Raw genomic sequence first — 17,197 nt, 5'->3', positions numbered from 1 at the left:
GGGACGGGGCGTGCGGGGAAAGGGGAACGGGCGGAGGGCCGGACGTCAGCCCGCGGCCCCCTGCTCCATGCGGCGGCGCAGGCTCAGCGGGCGCATGTCGGTCCAGACGGCGCCGATGTGCTCCAGGCACTCCTCACGGGTGCCCTCGGTGCCCTCGGCGCGCCAGCCCGCGGGCAGGTCGCGGTCGGCCCACCAGATCGAGTACTGCTCCTCGTCGTTGAGGACGACGCGGTACGGGCGCGCGTCGGTCTGCTCTTCGGCCATGGGGACGTCCTTCCGAATTCACGGATTCACGGATGTGCCAACTCGATGGACTCAATGGATTCAGATGCCGGGCCCGGAGCCGCCCGCCGCCCTTTCCGCGGCGCCGTCCCCGGGTTCCTTCCACAGATGCGAGACCTCGCCGAAATGCTCGAACACCCAGTCGTCGGAATAGATGGTGTCGAGATAACGGTCGCCGCCGTCCGGGAAGATCAGAACGCAGTGGGAGCCGCGGGGCAGGCCGTCCGCGAGCTTCTCCAGGGCGGCGACGGCCGCGCCGGACGACCCGCCGGCCAGCACCGCCTCGCGGCGCACCAGGCGGCGGCAGGCGGCCACGCACTCCAGGTCGGTCACGTGCACGACCTCGTCGGCCGCGCCGGTGTCGGCCAGGGCCGGGCGGACCGAGGCGCCGTGCCCCGGGATGAGGCGGGGCGCGGGCGGGTCGCCGAAGATGGCGCTGCCCACGGCGTCCACCGCGACGATCTTGGTGGCCAGCCCGCGCTCGCGCACGTAGTCGGCGCAGCCGCGCAGGGTCCCGAAGGTGCTGACCGGGCAGAAGAGGTAGTCGACCCGGCCGTCCAGGGCCTGGCCGATCTCGTCCATGGTCCGGATGTGGGCGCGCGGGTTCAGCGGGTTGGCGTACTGATTCGGCCAGTAGGCGTGCGGCAGCGTCGCGGCCAGCTCCCGGACGCGGCGCAGCCGCACCGGCAGGAACTCGCCGGTCTCGGGGTCGGGCCGGGTCACGACCTCCACCTCGGCGCCGAGCGCCCGCAGCGCCGCCAGGTTGCGGGACGTCGTCCGGGCGTCCACCACGCAGACCAGGCGCAGCCCGTAGTAGAGGCAGACCTGCGCCAGCCCCACGCCGAGGTTGCCGGACGTGGACTCCACCACGACCGACCGGCCCGGCTCGAGCTCACCGGAGCGGATCCCGTCGCGGAGCATCTCGAGCGCGGTCCGGTCCTTGACGCTCCCGCCCGGGTTGAACCGCTCCATCTTCCCGAACACGCGCAGGGACGATCCCGCGAGGATTCTCTCCAGCTCCACGAGAGGCGTGTCGCCGATGCTCTCGAGCACACCTCGCGCGAGCTTTCCGGGCACGGCTTCCCCTTTTTCCCGAGTGCGCTTTCGTTTCAGGAGTGCGGTCCCGGGCCGCCCCCGGCCCAGGACTTCTCCACTGTCACGGGGACGCCAATATTTGGCCTATATCGCCGCTACCTCACGGATCTGGCGGTCCGGCGGGCGCGGGACCGGTGCAGCCGGACGGGCCGGGCCGGGAGCTCACGGCGGTAGCGCCGCCGGACCTCCGGGTCGAGTTCCTCGTGGAGCGGCGCCAGCGCGTCGGCCATGAACAGGTCGCGCAGCAGAGCGCGGTCGACCCCGCCGTCCAGCGTGCGCGGCACGTCACCCGCGCGCAGGAGCACGACGTTGCCCGCCTGCGCTCCGAGGCGGTGCGCGAGGGCGTCCCGGATCGTCCGGGTGAGCGCGGGCAGGCAGAACTCCTCGTCGCCGCCCTGCCGGAACTCGTGCACGACGACGAGCCGTCCGTGCGGCGCCGGGACGGTGAAGACGCCGCCCGCCATGCCCTCGAACGCGCGGTGCAGGCCCCGCACCCGGCGTTCGACGATCCCCGGATACAGGGTGCGGCCGTACGCGGAGAGGGTCTCGTGGCTCCGGCCGACCAGGTGGACCCGCCCGGCGTGGCGGACGCCGAGGTCGCCGGTGCGCTCTCGTCCGAGTCCGTCCCTGCTCGGTATCTCGATCTCGCCGACGCGCAGGTCCGCGAGCGTCTCCCCTGTGCGCGGATCGACGACGTCCAGCGTCAGGCCCGGCGGGATCTCAAGGCCGACGAGAGACACGGCGTCGGCGTCGGCAGACCCCGTGGTGGGGCCGGTGGCGCCGAGCGTGCCGGAGCGCAGCGGCCTCAGCACCCCGTGCTCCAGCGTCCGGACCTCGGCCTGGACGAGCGCCGGGGACGTCGACACCAGCGACACCCACGGCGCGGGCGAGTAGCCGACCGCGAACGCCCCGGGCCGGAAACCGGCACGCGCGAACCGGGCGGCGAACCGCGCAGGAGCGCCCTCGGCGGCCTGGCCCGCCTCGATCAGGGCCAGCCGCCAGCACGAGAGGTCGAGCCGGTCGATCCACTCGTCGGGCACGCCGCGCACGCACTCGTCGTAGAAACGCGCGGGCGCCCCGCTCACCTCGACGCGATGCCGGTCGATGAGTTCCAGCCAGTGGCGCGGCGGCATCGGCTCGTCCGGCGAGACCGTGATCGCCGTGCCGCCCGCGTAGAGCGTGGCCAGCACCTGCCTCATGGCGGTCCCCCCGGACCACATCGGCAGCCAGGCGCCGGAGCGAACCCCCGCGGTCAGCTCCATGGCCCTCGCCGTGTCGTCGAGCCTGCGCGCCATCTCGGCATGGGTGCAGGAGACGCGCTCCGGCCCGGCGCCGGGCCGTGGAACGTACCACTGGAGCGCGACCGCATCCTGCGGGACGGATCCGAGCCCCGCCACGCCGTCCCCGAACTCCGTGACGCCGTTCTCGAACTCCGCCTGGACGGTCCCGGACTCCACCAGCGCCCTGTGGTCGCCCGGGCCGCCGGTCATCAGCAGTGTCATCCGGGGCAGGCCGTCCTGCGCCGCCCAGTCCGAGACCGCGACGAGGTCGGCGGCGTCGGTGAGGACCACGCGCGGCTCGGCGTCCAGCGCCATGCCGGTGGCGCTCGACAGGTGCCGGGCCGGGCCGGGCACCGGCGCGACCACCGCGATCACGCCCGCGCGCAGGCAGCCGAGCAGGCTCTTCAGCATCTCGGTGCCGGTCGAGTAGAGGAGCAGCACCCGGTCCCCGGGTGAGCAGTGGCCGCTCAGCCAGGCGGCCCGGACGCGCCCGGCGGCGTCCAGCTCGGCGTAGGTGAGCCCGGCGGGGTCGCCCCTGCCCGGTCCCTCCACGTCCACGACCGCGATGCGCGACGGCGCCTTGCCCGCGTGTTCGCCGACCCGTTCCGCCAGGCTCGCGATCGGACTCACGTCCCCATTCCTCGTGTCCATGCTCGACTGCCTCACCCCGTCTGATCGGCCGTTGTGATGATGTCCACTATGTCCCTGATGTCGATTTCCGTGGATCCCCCGCGATTGTTGACGAAGACCGGACGGAATCGTGCCCGGCCGCCGTGCATGACCCTGCGGCGGCAGCATGCTGCCAGCCCCCGCCCGCCCGGACGCCGCCCCGCCTCGCCCCGGCACACCGCAACCCGGTACGACCGCCTCTCCCCCCGGGCGGCGGCGCCGGGACCGGTCAGAGGGCCTTCAGCCAGCCCCTCTCCACGGCCTTCACCCCGGCCTCGAAGCGGCTGCGCGCGTCGAGCCGCCGCATCACCCCCGCCGTGATGCGGCGTCCCGTGCGCACCGAGACCCCGAGCCTGCGCGCGACGGCCTCGTCGGTGTGGCCCTGGGCGAGCAGCCGCAGCACCTCGCGCTCCTGCGCCAGCAGCCCGTCGGCGTCGCGGCAGGGTTCCCCGCCGAACAGGGAGGCCCCCTCCCACACCTGCTCGAAAAGGGCGTACAGCGCGGTGAGCAGCCCGGTCCCCCGGAGCAGGATCGCGCCCGCGCCGCTGTCCTCGGGATCGACCGGCACCAGCGCGGTGCTCCGGTCGTACAGCGCCATGCGCAGCGGCAGCGCGGCCACCGTCCGCACCTCGGCCCCCGCGCCGATGAGCCTGCGCGCGTAGGCCGCGCTCGGCGGGCTGCCGGCGATGCTGTCGAGGTAGACCGTGCGCATCCGCAGGCCGCGCGCGAGGATCGCCCGGTCGAGCGGCCAGCTGGCCGACATGTTGTCGGCGGTCTGCGGACCCCCGTCCGCGAACCCCAGGACCTCCGACTCGCAGCGGTGCGCGAGCTCCTCGATGCGCGACCGGATGGCGTCGATCCCGACCAGCCGCTCGGCGTCGAGGCCGTCGCCGCCGCAGCGCAGCTCGCCGTACTCGTCGAGCAGGCTGGCGACCGCGGCGCGGCTGGCGGCGATGCGCCGCTGGTACTCGCGCACCTCCGCCTCCTGGCGGGTCAGCAGCGTCTCCAGGCCGACCTCGGGACTGACCACGCGGTACTCTCCCGGTTCCTCCCAGGAGTGGCGCACCAGCGCGAGCGTGACGAGCTGGCCGCGGGCCTCGCGCACCCGGGCCTCGGTCCACGCGAGCCGCCGCGCCAGCTCGGCGGTGGAGCCACGCGGATTCCTGATCATCGATCGGTACAGCGCCTCGGCGTCGGATCCCAGTCCGAGCCCTCGGAGCATCCCCATCCCCCTCGGTCCTGATCTTGATCATGTCCCGTTCCGGATTGTGCATCGGACTTCGACGTGGGCGAAGTCACCGGCGATTCGCTGACCACAGGTGGACAGACCCTGCCACGGCATGAAGCTGCCAGTCGCGCACAGTGACGACCTCGCGGAACGTCCCGCACGCTGTGTCCCTGGAGGGCTCCGGCGGGAGCTCCACGGAAGCGGTCCGGCCCACCCACCCCGACGCGACGGACCGCGCTCTCCGCTCACCCTCCGTCACGGATCGCGACGCCGAAGGGGGTATCGATGCGGGTCCGGGTCCTCGGTCCGGTCGAGCTGTGGAACGACGTCGACAGGGTCGAACTGCGCGGGTCCAAGCTGCGGACGTTCCTCGCCTCCCTGGCGCTCGCGCACGGACGGGTGGTGTCGGACCGGACGCTGGTCGAGATGCTCTGGGAGGACGCGCCCCCGGCGACCGCGCAGGCCCAGATCCAGACCTACGCCTCCCGGCTGCGCGGCCTTCTCGGCGACGACGCGGTGGTCGACCGGCACCGGCCCGGGTACCGGCTGCGCATCGAACGCGACGACCTGGACCTGACCGGGTTCGAACGGCTCGCCGCCGGAGGCCGCGCCGCCCTCGCCGAACACCGCGTCGACGCGGCGGCGCGGGCGCTGTCGGACGCGCTGGCGCTGTGGCGGGGCGAGGCGCTGGCGGGCGTCACCGAGGCCCTCGCCGACCTGGAACGCCCGCGGCTCGAGGAGGCCCGGCTGGCCGTCCTGGAGGACCGGATCGAGGCCGACCTGGCCCTGGGCCGCCACGCGGGCCTCGTCCCCGAACTCACCGCCCTGGTCACCGCCCATCCCATGCGGGAACGGCCGCGCGCGCAGCTGATGGTCGCGCTCTACCGGTGCGGACGCCACGCCGACGCGCTCGCCGCCTTCCACGAGCACCGGCGCGTCCTGGCCGAGGAACTGGGCATCGACCCGTCGGCCGAGCTCCAGGAACTCCACCAGGCGATCCTGGCCGACAGGCGCGCGTTCCTTGCCCCGGAGGCGAGCGTCTCGCTGCGGACGCCCGCGCCGGCGCCCGTCCCCGCGCGCCTGCCGCCGCCGCCCGCCGACTTCACCGGCCGGGAGACCGCGCTGGTCCTCGCCCGGGCCTACCTCGGCGAGGCGGCCGCGCCCCGGGTGTGCGCGATCACCGGCATGGGCGGCGTGGGCAAGACGGCGCTGGCGCTGCGCGTCGCGCACGAGGTCGGCGACGCCTACCCGGACGGGCGGATCCACGTCGACCTCCGGGGCGGCACCCGCCGTCCCCTCCTCCCCGGCGAGGCCCTCGCCCACCTGCTGAACGCCCTCGGCGGGCAGGACGCGGAGCAGGACGGGGAGGGGGACCTCCCGCGCGACACCGAGGCGCTCACCCGGCTCTACCGCGATCGCCTGGCCGGACGCCGGGTCCTCATCGTGCTGGACGACGCGTCCGGCGAACGGCAGGTCCGCCCCCTGCTGCCCGGCGCCTCCGGCTGCGGCGTCCTCGTGACCGGGCGGACCCGGCTGGCCGCGCTGGAGGGCGCCGCCCGCATCCCCCTGGAGCCCTTCGAACCCGCCGAGGCCGCCGCGCTGCTCGCCCGCCACGCGGGTCCCTGCCGCGCCGCCGCCGAACCCGGCGCGCTGGCGCTCATCGCGGAACGCTGCGGCTTCCTCCCCCTGGCGGTCCGCGCCTGCGGCGCCCGCCTGGTCGGCCACCCGCACCGTCCGCTGTCGCGGCTGGCCGACCGCCTGGCCGACCCGCACCGGATCCTGGACGAGCTGTGCGTCGCCGACCTGGACGTCCGGGCCGTGCTCGCGCTCGGCCACCGGCTGCCCAGGGGCGACCTGCGCCGCTCCCTGCGCCTCCTGTCACTGCTGAGCGCGCCGTCCTTCTCCCTCTGGACGGCCTCGGTCCTCCTGGACCGTCCTCTGGCCGAGACACAGGAGCACGTGGACGAGCTCGTCGAAGCCCATCTTCTGGAGGCCGTCCCGGAGCGGCCCGACCGGAGCCGCTTCCATCCCCTCATGCGCGCGGTGGCCAGGGAGCGGGTGCTGGCCGAGGAGACGTCCCAGCTGCGCGCCGCCGCGATCCAACGCGTGAACGCCGCCCTCACGGCTTGACCGCGGGCCCGACCGGGCCCCGGATGGAGAGAAAATATAGCGGCCGGCCGCAGGCTGGAACCCGTGAACGGCCTCCCGCCAGCAGAACGTTCCGCGCGTCCGGTGGTCGTGGTCGCGGGCGAGATCTCCCCGGCCGCCGCCGAGGCGCTCGCCCCCGGTCTCGACGTCCGGCACTGCGACGGCGCCGACCAGGCCGCGCTGGTCGCCGCCGTGGCGGACGCCAGCGCCCTCGTGGTCGACGGCGCGACCCCGGTGGACGCCGAGGTCGTCGTGGCCGGCGGACGCCTGAGGGTGGTCGCGAACCTCGCGGCGGGCCCCGGCCGGGTGGACATGGCCGCGACCGCCCGCGCCGGGGTCATGGTCGTCAACGCCCGCACCGCGTGCGTCGTCGGCCACGCCGAGCTGACCGTCGACCTCCTGGTCTCGGCCGCCCGCCACACCCCGCCGCGCGTGCGCCTGGAGGACAAGGTGCTCGGCATCGTCGGCCTCTCCGCCTGCGGCACGATGGTCGCCGAGCGGATGCGCGCGTTCGGGATGCGGGTCGCCGCCTGGGATCCCGCCCCCGAGCGCAGGCGCGGCGCGAGCCCGCACATCACCGTCCTGCCGCTGGACGACCTGCTCGCCTGCGCCGACTTCATCGCCGTCCAGGTCCTGACACCCGGGCTGATCGGCGCCGCCGCCCTGTCCCGCGTCCGCCCCACGGCCCGCCTCGTCTACCCGGCCGCCCAGGGGGTCGTGGACGAGGAGGCCCTCCGCGCCGCCGTCGAGGAGGGCCGTCTGGCGATAGGCGTCGGCGTCCTCACGGGCGAACCTGGAAACGGCGAACCGGACGGCGGCGAGACGGCCGTGGCCGAGGCGGTCCGCCGCATCCTGGCCGACGAGATCCTCCCGTCCACCTCTGGAACCCATCGACCGACGATCGATCCGGACCTCCCACCCGCCCACGAGTAACGAGGAGAAGAGATGAACAGCACCTGCCCCCCGCCGCCCAACGACAGCACCGGCTGGCAGTAGACCGACTTGGCATAGACGAGCTGGCAACAGACCGGCCGCGAACGGACCGGCGTCCTCGGCCTCGCTAGCTGGAAGGGCGGGGCCGGGACGTGAACGCGAGGGTCGTCCAGCGCACGCCGGGACGCCCGAGCAGGTCGCCCCACGTGCTCAGGTGGACGGCGCGCAGTCCCGCCTCGTCGGCCTGCGCGACCGTCTCGTCCGCCGGGACGTCGAACATGTGCCGTCCCGGCGGGGTCGGACCGTGCCGCAACGTCAGCAGCACCGTCCCCTCGGGCGCGAGCAGCCCGGCGAGGCGACGCATCGCCCGAGGCCGTTCGGCCGCTTCGAGATGCATCCAGACCGCGACGAGCAGGACCAGATCGAACGTCCCGCTCACGGCGGACAGATCGGGAAGGGTGTCGTCCACCCACGCGATCCCTGCGCCCTCGTGCAGCCGTCGGCCGTGCGCGCGCAGCTCGGGCGTCGGCTCCACCGCCGTCACCGTGTGGCCGCGCAGCGCCAGGGCGGCGGCGTCCCGGCCCGTCCCCGCGCCGACGTCGAGGACGCGCCCGGGCTTGCCCGGGATCAGGTGCAGCACGTCGCCGAGCACGTCGTCGCTGGTGAGCGACTCGTACTGGTCGGCGAGGCGGTCCGCCTCGACGCCGTACCCCTGCGTCCCCTTTGTGCTCATCCCGCCGAAATTACCAGCTCAGTGGCCGGTGATGGCGTCCGCGACGCGGGCGACCGCCGACGTGCGGGGCGTGTCCGATGCCGCCTCCCGGCCGTCCGCGACCTGGTAGAGCGCGTACATCGCCTGGACGCCAAGCCAGCGCAGCGGTTCGGGCTCCCAGCGCCTCACCCGCCAGTTCACCCACGGCAGCGCGGTCAGCTCGGTGTCGTGGCGGAGCACCAGGTCGCGCAGGGTGCGTCCGGCCAGGTTCGTGGTCGCGACGCCGTGCCCGGTGTACCCGCCCGCGTGGCCGAGGCCGGTGGCGTGGTCGACGACCGCCGTGGAGCACCAGTCGCGCGGGACGCCGAGGACGCCCGACCAGGCGTGGTCCACGCTCGCCTCGCCGGCGACGGCGGGGAACATCCCGGTCAGCATGCGCCAGAGCTGGTCGACGGTCCCGGGCCGCGTGACGCCCGCGTCGTCCACGCCGGAGCCGTAGCGGTAGGGCCTGCCGCGTCCGCCGAACGCGATGCGGCCGTCCGCCGTGCGCTGCGCGTACATGTAGTAGTGCGCCATGTCGCCCAGCACCTCGCCGTGCCGCCAGCCGATCGCGTCCCACACCGCGTCCGGCAGCGGGGTCGTGACGATCATGGAGCTGTTCATCGGCAGCCAGTCGCGGCGGTGCCCGGCCAGCCGCGCGGTGAAGCCCTCGGTCGCGCGGAGCACGTACTCGGCGGTGACCGTGCCGTACGGGGTGACGGCGGCGGCCGGACGCCCGCCCTCGCGCGGGACGACGCGCAGCACCGGCGTGTCCTCGAAGATCTCCACGCCGAGCGCCCGGACGGTCGCCGCGAGCCCGCGCGCGAGCTTGGCGGGCTGGACGCGGGCGCAGTGCGGCGAGAACGTGGCGGCGCGCTGGCCCGCGATGCCGATCCGCTCGTCCGCCTCGCGCCCGTCCAGCAGGACCATGTCGTCCGGCGTCCAGCCCCACGCGCGGTTCTCCTCGACCAGGGCGCGCACCCGCGCCGCCTGGGCCGCGTTCCGCGCGGTGTTGAGGACGCCTCCCTTGACCAGGTCGGCGTCGATGCCCTCGTCCTTCGCCACGCGCAGGATCTCGTCCACGGTCGCGAACATGGCCCGCTGGAGCGCGACGGCCGCCTCGCGCCCGTGGCGGCGCGCGTACCGTTCCCGCGATCCGGCCAGTTCCCCCACGACCCAGCCGCCGTTGCGCCCGGACGCCCCGAACCCCGCGAACTCCTTCTCCAGGACGACGATCCGCAGGTCAGGCTGGGCCTTCTTGAGGTAGTAGGCCGTCCAGAGCCCGGTGTAGCCCGCGCCGACCAGGCAGACGTCGGCGGCGCGCGGGCCGGGCAGGCGGTCGCCGGGCGCGGGCAGGCCGGGCTCGCGGTACCAGTGGGACACCGCGCCGTTGCCGAACGCGGCGGAACGGGGGGCGGAGGCGGGGGTGGCCCCGGACGCAGTAGACATGCGCCAATACTGCTGTATTCGACCGCCTAAAGCATCTCTGGCGACGGATTCTGTTGTCTTCGCGTCTGCCTATGACGCGTTCCGAGCCACTGCGTCCGGTCGATCGCGTAGATCGCGGTGCCGCCGGGGCCCATCCCCCGGTGCCGCATCCCGAGCTGCTGCGCGACACCGAGGGACGAGGCGCTCGCCATGTCGATCTCGGCGGTCACCCGGCGCAACCCGGCGGTCGTGAACGCGTGCCGCAGCACCGCCAGGCACGCCTCGGCGGCCAGGCCCTGGCCCCAGCGGTCCGGCTCCAGGCTGTAGACCATCTCGACGTCGCCCGCCGCGTCCGGGCCGCACAGCCCGGCCACCCCGACCAGCGCGCGCCCGGTCACCGAGGACTCGCCGAAGCGGCGGGAGGCCGGTCGCAGCGCCCACAGGCCGTAGCCCTCGGCGGCGAAGTCCCTCCGGCTGGCCTCGATGATCTCGGTGACCTGCTCGGCGGAGACCCGCCGGTCGCCGAACAGGTGCCGGCGGACGAGCGGGCCCGTCCAGTGCGCCAGCAGCGCCGTGTGGTCGCCCATGCTCACCGGGCGCAGCGCCAGCCGCCCGGTGCGCACCTCCCGGCTCACCGCACCGCGCGGCGGAAACCTCCGCCGGGGCCGGACAGAACGCAGATCACTTACGTGACGCTAGGCGCTCGCGCGGGGTCGCTCAAGACCGGTGCCGAAGGTGAAACTCTCACCTCACGCGGGTGTAGCGCTTCCGTAACACCGGCGGGCGACAGTGGCCTGGCCAGAACCCCACCGGCCCGGAAGGACCAGGTCAATGCCGCTGCTGCGCATCCGCACCGAGATCGAGGACCGCCCCGGCAGGCTCGCCGTCCTGACCGCCGCGCTCGCCGCGCGCGGCGCGAACATCCTCGGGCTGACCGTCCAGGTCGGGACCGAGGGCGTGGTGGACGAGTTCGTCGTGGACGTCCCGTCCGGCGGGGCAGGCCCGGACGAGCTCGCCAGCGCTGCGGCGTGGGCGGGAGGCGTCCGCACGACCATCGTCCCCGCGCGCCCGCGCGAGCTGGTGGACGAGCCGACCCGGGCCCTCGCCCTCGCCACCCGCGCCCGCCTCGAACCCCACGCGCTGCCCGAGATCCTGGCCGAACTACTGCGCGCGCACGAGGCCGCCTGGACGACCGCCCCGGCCGCAGGTGACGACGAAGGGGAGGTGCTGACCGTCCGGGCCGGACGGCGGTCGGTGCGGATGAGTCGTCCCGGGCTGCCGTTCACCACGACCGAGGCCGCCCGCGCGGACGCCCTCGTGCGCGCGGCGCTGCCGGCCGGGCCGCCGTCCGCCGCGTCCGCGTCCCGGGTACTGCCGCTGGCCGACGGGACGCGCGTGACCGTGCGTCCGATCGAGCGGGACGACGCCGACGCCGTCCGCGCCATGCACGAGCGCTGCTCCCTGGACAGCCGCCGCATGCGGTACTTCAGCGCCAAGCCGTTCCCGCCGCGCGCCGCCATCGAACGGTTCTGCGAGCCCTGGCACGGGCTGACGCTGGTCGGCGAGGGCCCGGACGGCTCGGTCCTCGCGCTCGCCCACCTCATCCACGTGCTCGATCCCGGCGTCGCGGAGGTGGCGTTCCTGGTCGAGGACGCCTGGCAGGGCCGCGGCCTCGGCCGGGCGCTCGCCGAACTGCTCGCCGTCCTCGGCCGCGAGCGGGGCCTGGTCGAGCTGCGCGCCACCGCGCTCGCCGAGAACACCCGGATGCGGCGGCTGCTGGTCTCCCTCGGCGGCCGGACCCGCCGCACCGGCGAGCCGGGCATCGTGGAGATCCGGCTCCGCCTGGACGGCCGTCCCGCGCCCGCCGCGCCCGGGGAGTCGTCCGCGCCGGAGCGTTCCGCGCGGGGCTGACGTCGGGAGGCCCGGGGCGCGCCTGGCAGGATTGGCGTCGTGAGCGGCATCTACGACGATCCCTGGGCCTACGAGCTGGCGTGCTCGTTCCGCGACGTGTCCGCGGAGGTGGACGCCCTGCTGGAGTGGACCGTCCGGCACCGCTCGTCCGGCGCGGCGGCCCGGACCGTCCTGGAGCTGGCGGCGGGCCCGGCCGAGCACGCCCGCGAGTTCGCCCGGCGCGGCGTCACCGCCACCGCCCTCGACCTGCACCCGGCCATGTGCGCCTACGCCGACCAGCAGGCCAAGGAGGCGGGCCTCGAGCTGGACGTCGTCCAGGAGGACATGACCTCCTTCGCCCTCGGCCGCCGGTTCGACCTGGTCGTGACGATGCTGGACTCCACGTCCCACCTCATGACCCTGGACTCCTTCGTCGCGCACCTGGACCGCACCGCCGACCACCTCGGCCCCGACGGGCTCTACGTCCTGGAGATGTCGCACCCCCGCGACCGGCTCACGGGCGACCCGAGCGTCTCCACCGGCTGGACGGTCGACCGTGACGGCGTGGCCGCCACGGTCCGGTGGGGCGAGCCGTCCGACGAGCTCGACCCGGTCACGCAGATCGCCGACGACCACGTCACCATGACCATCACCAAGGCGGACAGCCCGACCCGGGTGATCGAGGACGTGGTCCCCTACCGCTTCTGGACCGCGACCGAGCTGACCGCCGCCGTCCGGCTGTCCGGAGCGCTGGAGACCGTCGCCCAGTACGGCGACTTCGGCGACGTCGCCCTCACCGACCCCGGCGCCTGGCGCATGATCACCGTCCTCCGCCGCGCCTGACGACCGGCTACACCGGCTCGACCAGCTGGGCGGCCAAGGTCGCGTAGCACCACTCCTCCCACCTGTCCGCCGACCAGCCGCGCTCCTGGACGAGCAGCAGGTACAGCTCAGGGCTGAGCAGGCCGAACAGCACGTCCGCCGCCCCGTCGGCGGAAACGCCGGGGTGCGCCCCGGGTTTGCCGACCAGCGCCCGGGCCGCCGCCTGATGCACGGTGAAACGCGGGTCGGGACCGTCGGGCCACTCGGCGGCGATCTGCGGATCGGTGGCCGCCGCGGCGGCGATCATCGGCGTGATCGGGGCGACCCGGGCGAGGATCTCGCCGGTGCCCCGCACGTGCGCGCGCAACTGCTCGGCCGCGGTGGGCGCGGCGCACGCGGCACGGAACCACTCCCGGTCCAAGGTCGCCACCGGTTCGGCGTCGCCCGCGATCGAAGTGTCCACGACGTCCTTGAACAGCGTGCGCTTGTTGCCGAACACGAAGTACAGCGTCTGCACCGCCAGGCCCGCCCGGTCGGCGACCTGCTGCAGGCTCGTCGCCCCGTACCCCTGCTCGACGAACAGCTCCCGCGCCGCCTGGACGGCCTTCTCCCGGGTGCGGCGCGAGCGCTCGGCCCGCCTGTCGGGCCGCTTCTCCGGCCGCTTGACGGTGTCCATGGCGCGAGTATATCTCTAGAGTCGAACACTAGAGTTCAACTCTAGTCACTGGACCATGAGACGAGGGAGACCTGATGCGCGGTGTTGTCAACGTCCAGCAGGCGGAGGCGTGGAACGGATGGGAGGGGACGGCCTGGGCCGAGAACGCCGCGCGGTACGACGCGATGATGGGCGGCTTCAACGAGCCGATCCTGGACCTCGCCGCGATCGGCGGGCACGACGAGGTCCTGGACGTCGGATGCGGCACGGGACAGATCACCCTGCTCGCCGCACGCCGTGCCGGGCGAGCGGTCGGCGTCGACATCTCCGAGCCGATGCTGACCCGCGCCCGCGCCGACGCCGCCGAGCAGGGCATCGCCAACGCGCGGTTCGAACGGGCCGACGCCGAGGTCCACCCCTTCGGGAAGGGCGGGTTCGACGTCGTCCTCAGCCGCGGCGGCGTCATGTTCTTCACCGACCCCACGGCCGCGTTCGCCAACATCGCCCGCGCGCTGCGGCCCGGCGGACGGATGGTGTTCATCGTCCCGCAGGCGGGCGGCCCCGACAGCGAGTACGCCCAGGCCACGGCAGCGCTCGCGCCGCTGATGCGCGGCCCCTCACCGGCCGCCCAGGGAATGGGATCGCTGTCCGACCCCGACCGCATCCGCGCCGTGCTCGGCGACGCGGGCCTGGCGGACGTGGACGTGCGACCGGTCTCGGCACCGATGGACTACGGCCGGGACGCCACGGACGCCGCCGACTTCATCCTCAGCCAGGGCCCGGTCCGCCACAACCTCCGGGACCTGGACCAGGCCGCCCTCATCCGGGTCCGCGAGGAACTCCGGGACGGACTCGCGCCCTTCGCCGAGCCGGACGGAGTCCGCATCCGCGGCTCCGTCTGGCTCGTCAGCGCCGGTCAGCCGACCGGCTGAGGTTGCGGGTCGCCCGGCTGCGGGACGACCATCAGCCCGACCGAGTCGGAGCTTCGCATCCAGGCCCCGGTGACGCGGCGCTCGCCGGAAGGGCGCCACGTCACCGGCGCGTCCCAGAACGAGCCCGACCCGTCGGCCTTGAACACCCCGAGCGCGAACGCCGGGGTGAGGCCGCGGCGACGCAGTTCGGCGAGGGCCTGGGCGACGGTCCGGCCGGTCAGGCTCAGACCCTTGGCGCGGTCGCCGCGGACCGGCTGGGCGTCGAAGTAGACCTCACCGGGGTCGGCTTTGCGCCCGATGACGATGTCGGCTCCTCCCAGGCGGTACATCGCGCCGCCGACCCGGACCCTCAACGGGCAGGAGCCCTGAGCCGGTGGGCATTTCATCACAACATCGGTTGTTCCCGACATACCTCCCGCAGGCATCCCGCCCTTGGGCTCGTGCAGCGAACCGATCCGCACGACCGTGCGTTCATGCCCCGGCGTGACCGGGACGATGCGCAGCCTGGCGTCGAGTCCGACCTTGGCGAACGCCTCACTGAACTCACGCTGGTCGGCGTAGGCGTTCCTGACCTCCACCTCGTACTCGGAGTCCTTGACGTCGATCGCCACGGCCGCGTTGGCGTAGCTGCGGAGCGGCTCCGGATCCCGGCCGTCCACCACCAGGACGGCGACCGCGGCGGCGGCGACCGAGACGACGGCGGCCCCGCCCGCCAGCCCGGGAAGAAGACGCGGACGACGACGTCGCCGAGGCTCCGGCACCTCCCCGGCGGTGACGGCCTCCAGCAGGGACCGCCCACCGACGCCGTCCGGTTCGCTCCTGATGTCGCCGTCGCTCACCGTGGCCAGACCCGCCACGAGATCGTCGATGCGGGATGTCATGTCAGATCACTCTCCTGGAGAACGGGCCTGGCCCTCACGGCGGCGGGCGGGCGCTCGACGCCCGCCGACCGCAGGGCACGCGCGAAGCGCTTGCGTGCCCTGTGCAGGCGGATGCTCACGGCGTTGGACGAGCAGCCGAGCACCGTCGCGATCTCGGTGGTGGACAGCCCCTCCCAGGCCACGAGCGCGAGAAGCTCGCGATCGCGGTCCGGAAGGCGGCCGAAGACCTCGGCGACCGCCGAGTCGTCCCGCGGCGGCGCGTGGACGGCCAGCTCGGCGATCAGCGCCTCGGTCCTCAGGCCGTGGCGTCGCGCCCCGCGCCGCTGGTTGGCCAGGACGCGGCGCGCGACGCCGTACAGCCACAGCCGGGCCTCTCCCCCGCCCGGCATCTCCGCCGAACGCCGCCAGGCGATGGCGAACGTCTCGGCCACCACGTCGGCCGCGTCCTCGGGCGAGTCACAGCGGCGCAGGGCGTATCCGAGCAAGGGCTTGTAGGTCGCGGCGAAGACGTCCGCGAACTCGTCCTCACCCATCCGGGTTCCTCAACATCTGGGCTCCTGTACATGTGACCCCTCATTGGTCGGTCACCCTGCACATGTCCAGCCCCCACCCGGATCTTTCACCCCACGGAGAGCGACGCGATGTTCCGCCCCCGGGTCAGGGGGTGGGGGCCCAGCCGGGCATGGGGTGGGCGGCCATGAGCCCGCGGATCTCGGCCGCGACCCGTCCCACCACGGCCTCGTCACCCTTCGCCGACGCCTGGACGACCTCGTCGATCCACGCGGCGAGCGGCTCCATGTCCTTCTCGGTCAGCCCGCGCGTGGTGACCGCCGCCGTGCCGATGCGCAGCCCGGACGGGTCGAACGGCTTGCGCGGGTCGAACGGGACGGCGTTGTAGTTCAGCTCGATCCCGGCCCGGTCGAGCGCCTGCGCGGCGGGCTTGCCCGCGACGCCCTTGTTCGTCAGGTCGATGAGGATCAGGTGGTTGTCGGTGCCGCCGGAGATCAGGTCGTAGTCGCGGGCGAGCAGCGCCGCCGCGAGCGCGCGGGCGTTCGCGACGACCTGCCGGGCGTAGGCCGGGAAGTCCGGCTGCGCCGCCTCGCGCAGCGCCACCGCGATCGCGGCGGTCGTGTGGTTGTGCGGGCCGCCCTGCAGGCCGGGGAAGACCGCCTTGTCGACCGCCTTGGCGTGCTCCTCGGTGGACATCACCATCGCGCCGCGCGGGCCGCGCAGCGTCTTGTGCGTCGTGGTGGTGATCACGTCCGCGTGGCCGACCGGGGACGGGTGCGCGCCGCCCGCGATCAGGCCCGCGATGTGCGCGATGTCGGCCGCCAGGACCGCGCCGGCCTCCCGGGCGATCTCGGCGAACGCCGGGAAGTCGATCGTGCGCGGGATCGCCGTCCCGCCGCACCAGATCAGCTTCGGCCGCTCCCGCAGCGCCAGGTCGCGCACCTCGTCCATGTCGACGCGGCCGGTGTCGGCGCGCACCCCGTACCGGACGGGGTTGAACCACTTGCCGGTCGCCGACACCGACCAGCCGTGCGTGAGGTGGCCGCCCATCGGCAGCGACAGCCCGAGGACGGTGTCGCCCGGGTTCAGGAACGCCATGTAGACCGCGAGGTTGGCGGGCGAGCCGGAGTACGGCTGGACGTTGGCGTGCTCGACCCCGAACACGGCCTTGGCCCGCTCGATCGCGGTCAGCTCGATCGGGTCGACGTTCTGCTGGCCCTCGTAGTACCGGCGGCCCGCGTATCCCTCGGAGTACTTGTTGGTCAGGACGCTGCCGGTCGCCTCCAGGACCGCGGGCGACACGTAGTTCTCCGAGGCGATGAGCCGGATCTTCTCGTACTGGCGGCGCGCCTCGGCCTCCACCAGACCGGCGATCTCCGGGTCCTCGGACGTCAGATGGGGAATCGACGGGACGTGCACGGCTGCCTCCGCTGTGGGTTCAGTCGGGCCGGAGGCTCGGTCGGGCACCCCGGCATGGTGAGGTGTCCCGTACACCCAGGCGCGCGGTGTGCGGACGGCGGTATTCGCTCCCCGGTGGTCGACTCCACCTTGACTGCGCCAGTCGCGTGGTCGTCATCATAGCGGCCCACCCCAGGCCACGGCGGGCACGACCCGGGCCGCAGCCGGCCTCGCCCCAGGCCACGGAGGATCCGCCCCGGGCCGTGGCCGAGCCGACACCAGAAGTTCCGATTGG

The 17,197-nt window shown here is 74.2% G+C and carries 16 protein-coding genes and 1 riboswitch; of the genes, 5 read left to right on the top strand and 11 right to left on the bottom strand.

Annotated elements, in window-relative coordinates; all coding sequences use genetic code 11:
* Positions 1-45 precede the first annotated feature (45 nt).
* From P696_RS0100820 to P696_RS0100805, 4 genes are all read right to left on the bottom strand, one after another.
* Positions 46-264: an MbtH family protein gene (locus P696_RS0100820; protein ID WP_026410860.1), complete on the bottom strand. Its 219-nt coding sequence runs from the start codon at positions 262-264 to the stop codon at positions 46-48.
* Between the two features lie 60 nt (positions 265-324).
* Positions 325-1,359, bottom strand: a complete 1,035-nt coding sequence (gene sbnA, locus P696_RS42315; RefSeq protein WP_051466499.1) for a 2,3-diaminopropionate biosynthesis protein SbnA — start codon at positions 1,357-1,359, stop codon at positions 325-327.
* 113 nt (positions 1,360-1,472) lie between these two features.
* The gene (locus P696_RS0100810; RefSeq protein WP_026410859.1) at positions 1,473-3,287 is read right to left on the bottom strand and encodes an AMP-binding protein; all 1,815 of its coding nucleotides are present in this window, start codon (positions 3,285-3,287) and stop codon (positions 1,473-1,475) included.
* A gap of 268 nt (positions 3,288-3,555) precedes the next feature.
* Positions 3,556-4,554 (bottom strand): helix-turn-helix domain-containing protein, encoded by a 999-nt coding sequence (locus P696_RS0100805; RefSeq protein WP_245627462.1) that lies wholly within the window; start codon positions 4,552-4,554, stop codon positions 3,556-3,558.
* Between the two features lie 285 nt (positions 4,555-4,839).
* On the opposite strand from P696_RS0100805, the gene P696_RS42310 reads away from it, so the two are divergent.
* Together P696_RS42310 and P696_RS42305 are read left to right on the top strand one after the other, a co-directional pair.
* Positions 4,840-6,684: an AfsR/SARP family transcriptional regulator gene (locus P696_RS42310; protein ID WP_051466498.1), complete on the top strand. Its 1,845-nt coding sequence runs from the start codon at positions 4,840-4,842 to the stop codon at positions 6,682-6,684.
* A 63-nt stretch (positions 6,685-6,747) separates the two neighbouring features.
* Entirely contained in the window at positions 6,748-7,635 is an 888-nt protein-coding gene (locus P696_RS42305) for an NAD(P)-dependent oxidoreductase (RefSeq protein WP_170026279.1), read from the top strand.
* A gap of 127 nt (positions 7,636-7,762) precedes the next feature.
* On the opposite strand, the gene P696_RS0100790 is transcribed toward P696_RS42305, so the two are convergent.
* The 3 genes from P696_RS0100790 to P696_RS42300 are packed head-to-tail and all read right to left on the bottom strand — an operon-like array spanning position 7,763 to position 10,449.
* Positions 7,763-8,368 carry a class I SAM-dependent methyltransferase gene (locus tag P696_RS0100790; RefSeq protein ID WP_026410857.1) on the bottom strand — a complete coding sequence of 202 codons (606 nt, stop codon included), beginning with the start codon at positions 8,366-8,368 and terminating at the stop codon, positions 7,763-7,765.
* Between the two features lie 18 nt (positions 8,369-8,386).
* Positions 8,387-9,835 (bottom strand): NAD(P)/FAD-dependent oxidoreductase, encoded by a 1,449-nt coding sequence (locus P696_RS0100785; protein WP_051466494.1) that lies wholly within the window; start codon positions 9,833-9,835, stop codon positions 8,387-8,389.
* A 26-nt stretch (positions 9,836-9,861) separates the two neighbouring features.
* Entirely contained in the window at positions 9,862-10,449 is a 588-nt protein-coding gene (locus tag P696_RS42300; RefSeq protein WP_064743832.1) for a GNAT family N-acetyltransferase, read from the bottom strand.
* 196 nt (positions 10,450-10,645) lie between these two features.
* Between P696_RS42300 and P696_RS0100775 the strand changes: the two genes are divergently transcribed.
* Together P696_RS0100775 and P696_RS0100770 are read left to right on the top strand one after the other, a co-directional pair.
* Positions 10,646-11,725, top strand: coding sequence for a GNAT family N-acetyltransferase (locus tag P696_RS0100775; protein ID WP_026410855.1), 1,080 nt, complete (start codon positions 10,646-10,648; stop codon positions 11,723-11,725).
* Positions 11,726-11,764: 39 nt separating this feature from the next.
* Positions 11,765-12,547, top strand: coding sequence for a class I SAM-dependent methyltransferase (locus tag P696_RS0100770; RefSeq protein ID WP_026410854.1), 783 nt, complete (start codon positions 11,765-11,767; stop codon positions 12,545-12,547).
* A 7-nt stretch (positions 12,548-12,554) separates the two neighbouring features.
* Here P696_RS0100770 and P696_RS0100765 read toward each other — a convergent pair whose 3' ends face one another.
* Positions 12,555-13,202 (bottom strand): TetR/AcrR family transcriptional regulator, encoded by a 648-nt coding sequence (locus P696_RS0100765; protein WP_026410853.1) that lies wholly within the window; start codon positions 13,200-13,202, stop codon positions 12,555-12,557.
* Positions 13,203-13,276: 74 nt separating this feature from the next.
* On the opposite strand from P696_RS0100765, the gene P696_RS0100760 reads away from it, so the two are divergent.
* The gene (locus tag P696_RS0100760) at positions 13,277-14,113 is read left to right on the top strand and encodes a class I SAM-dependent methyltransferase (protein WP_026410852.1); all 837 of its coding nucleotides are present in this window, start codon (positions 13,277-13,279) and stop codon (positions 14,111-14,113) included.
* On the opposite strand, the gene P696_RS0100755 is transcribed toward P696_RS0100760, so the two are convergent.
* The 3 genes from P696_RS0100755 to P696_RS0100745 all read right to left on the bottom strand — a co-directional run bounded on the left by P696_RS0100755 (position 14,098) and on the right by P696_RS0100745 (position 16,923).
* The gene (locus tag P696_RS0100755) at positions 14,098-14,994 is read right to left on the bottom strand and encodes a hypothetical protein (protein WP_026410851.1); all 897 of its coding nucleotides are present in this window, start codon (positions 14,992-14,994) and stop codon (positions 14,098-14,100) included. The genes P696_RS0100760 and P696_RS0100755 overlap by 16 nt on opposite strands.
* The gene (locus P696_RS0100750; protein ID WP_026410850.1) at positions 14,991-15,527 is read right to left on the bottom strand and encodes an RNA polymerase sigma factor; all 537 of its coding nucleotides are present in this window, start codon (positions 15,525-15,527) and stop codon (positions 14,991-14,993) included. Before P696_RS0100750 ends, P696_RS0100755 begins: the two co-directional genes overlap by 4 nt.
* Positions 15,528-15,651: 124 nt before the next feature.
* Positions 15,652-16,923 carry a serine hydroxymethyltransferase gene (locus tag P696_RS0100745; RefSeq protein WP_026410849.1) on the bottom strand — a complete coding sequence of 424 codons (1,272 nt, stop codon included), beginning with the start codon at positions 16,921-16,923 and terminating at the stop codon, positions 15,652-15,654.
* Positions 16,924-16,989: 66 nt separating this feature from the next.
* A riboswitch (ZMP/ZTP riboswitch) is annotated at positions 16,990-17,079 on the bottom strand.
* Positions 17,080-17,197: the final 118 nt, after the last annotated feature.

It is taken from the genome of Actinomadura oligospora ATCC 43269 (assembly GCF_000518265.1).
Taxonomy (GTDB): domain Bacteria; phylum Actinomycetota; class Actinomycetes; order Streptosporangiales; family Streptosporangiaceae; genus Spirillospora; species Spirillospora oligospora.
This window is presented reverse-complemented; position numbering and strand designations above follow the sequence as displayed.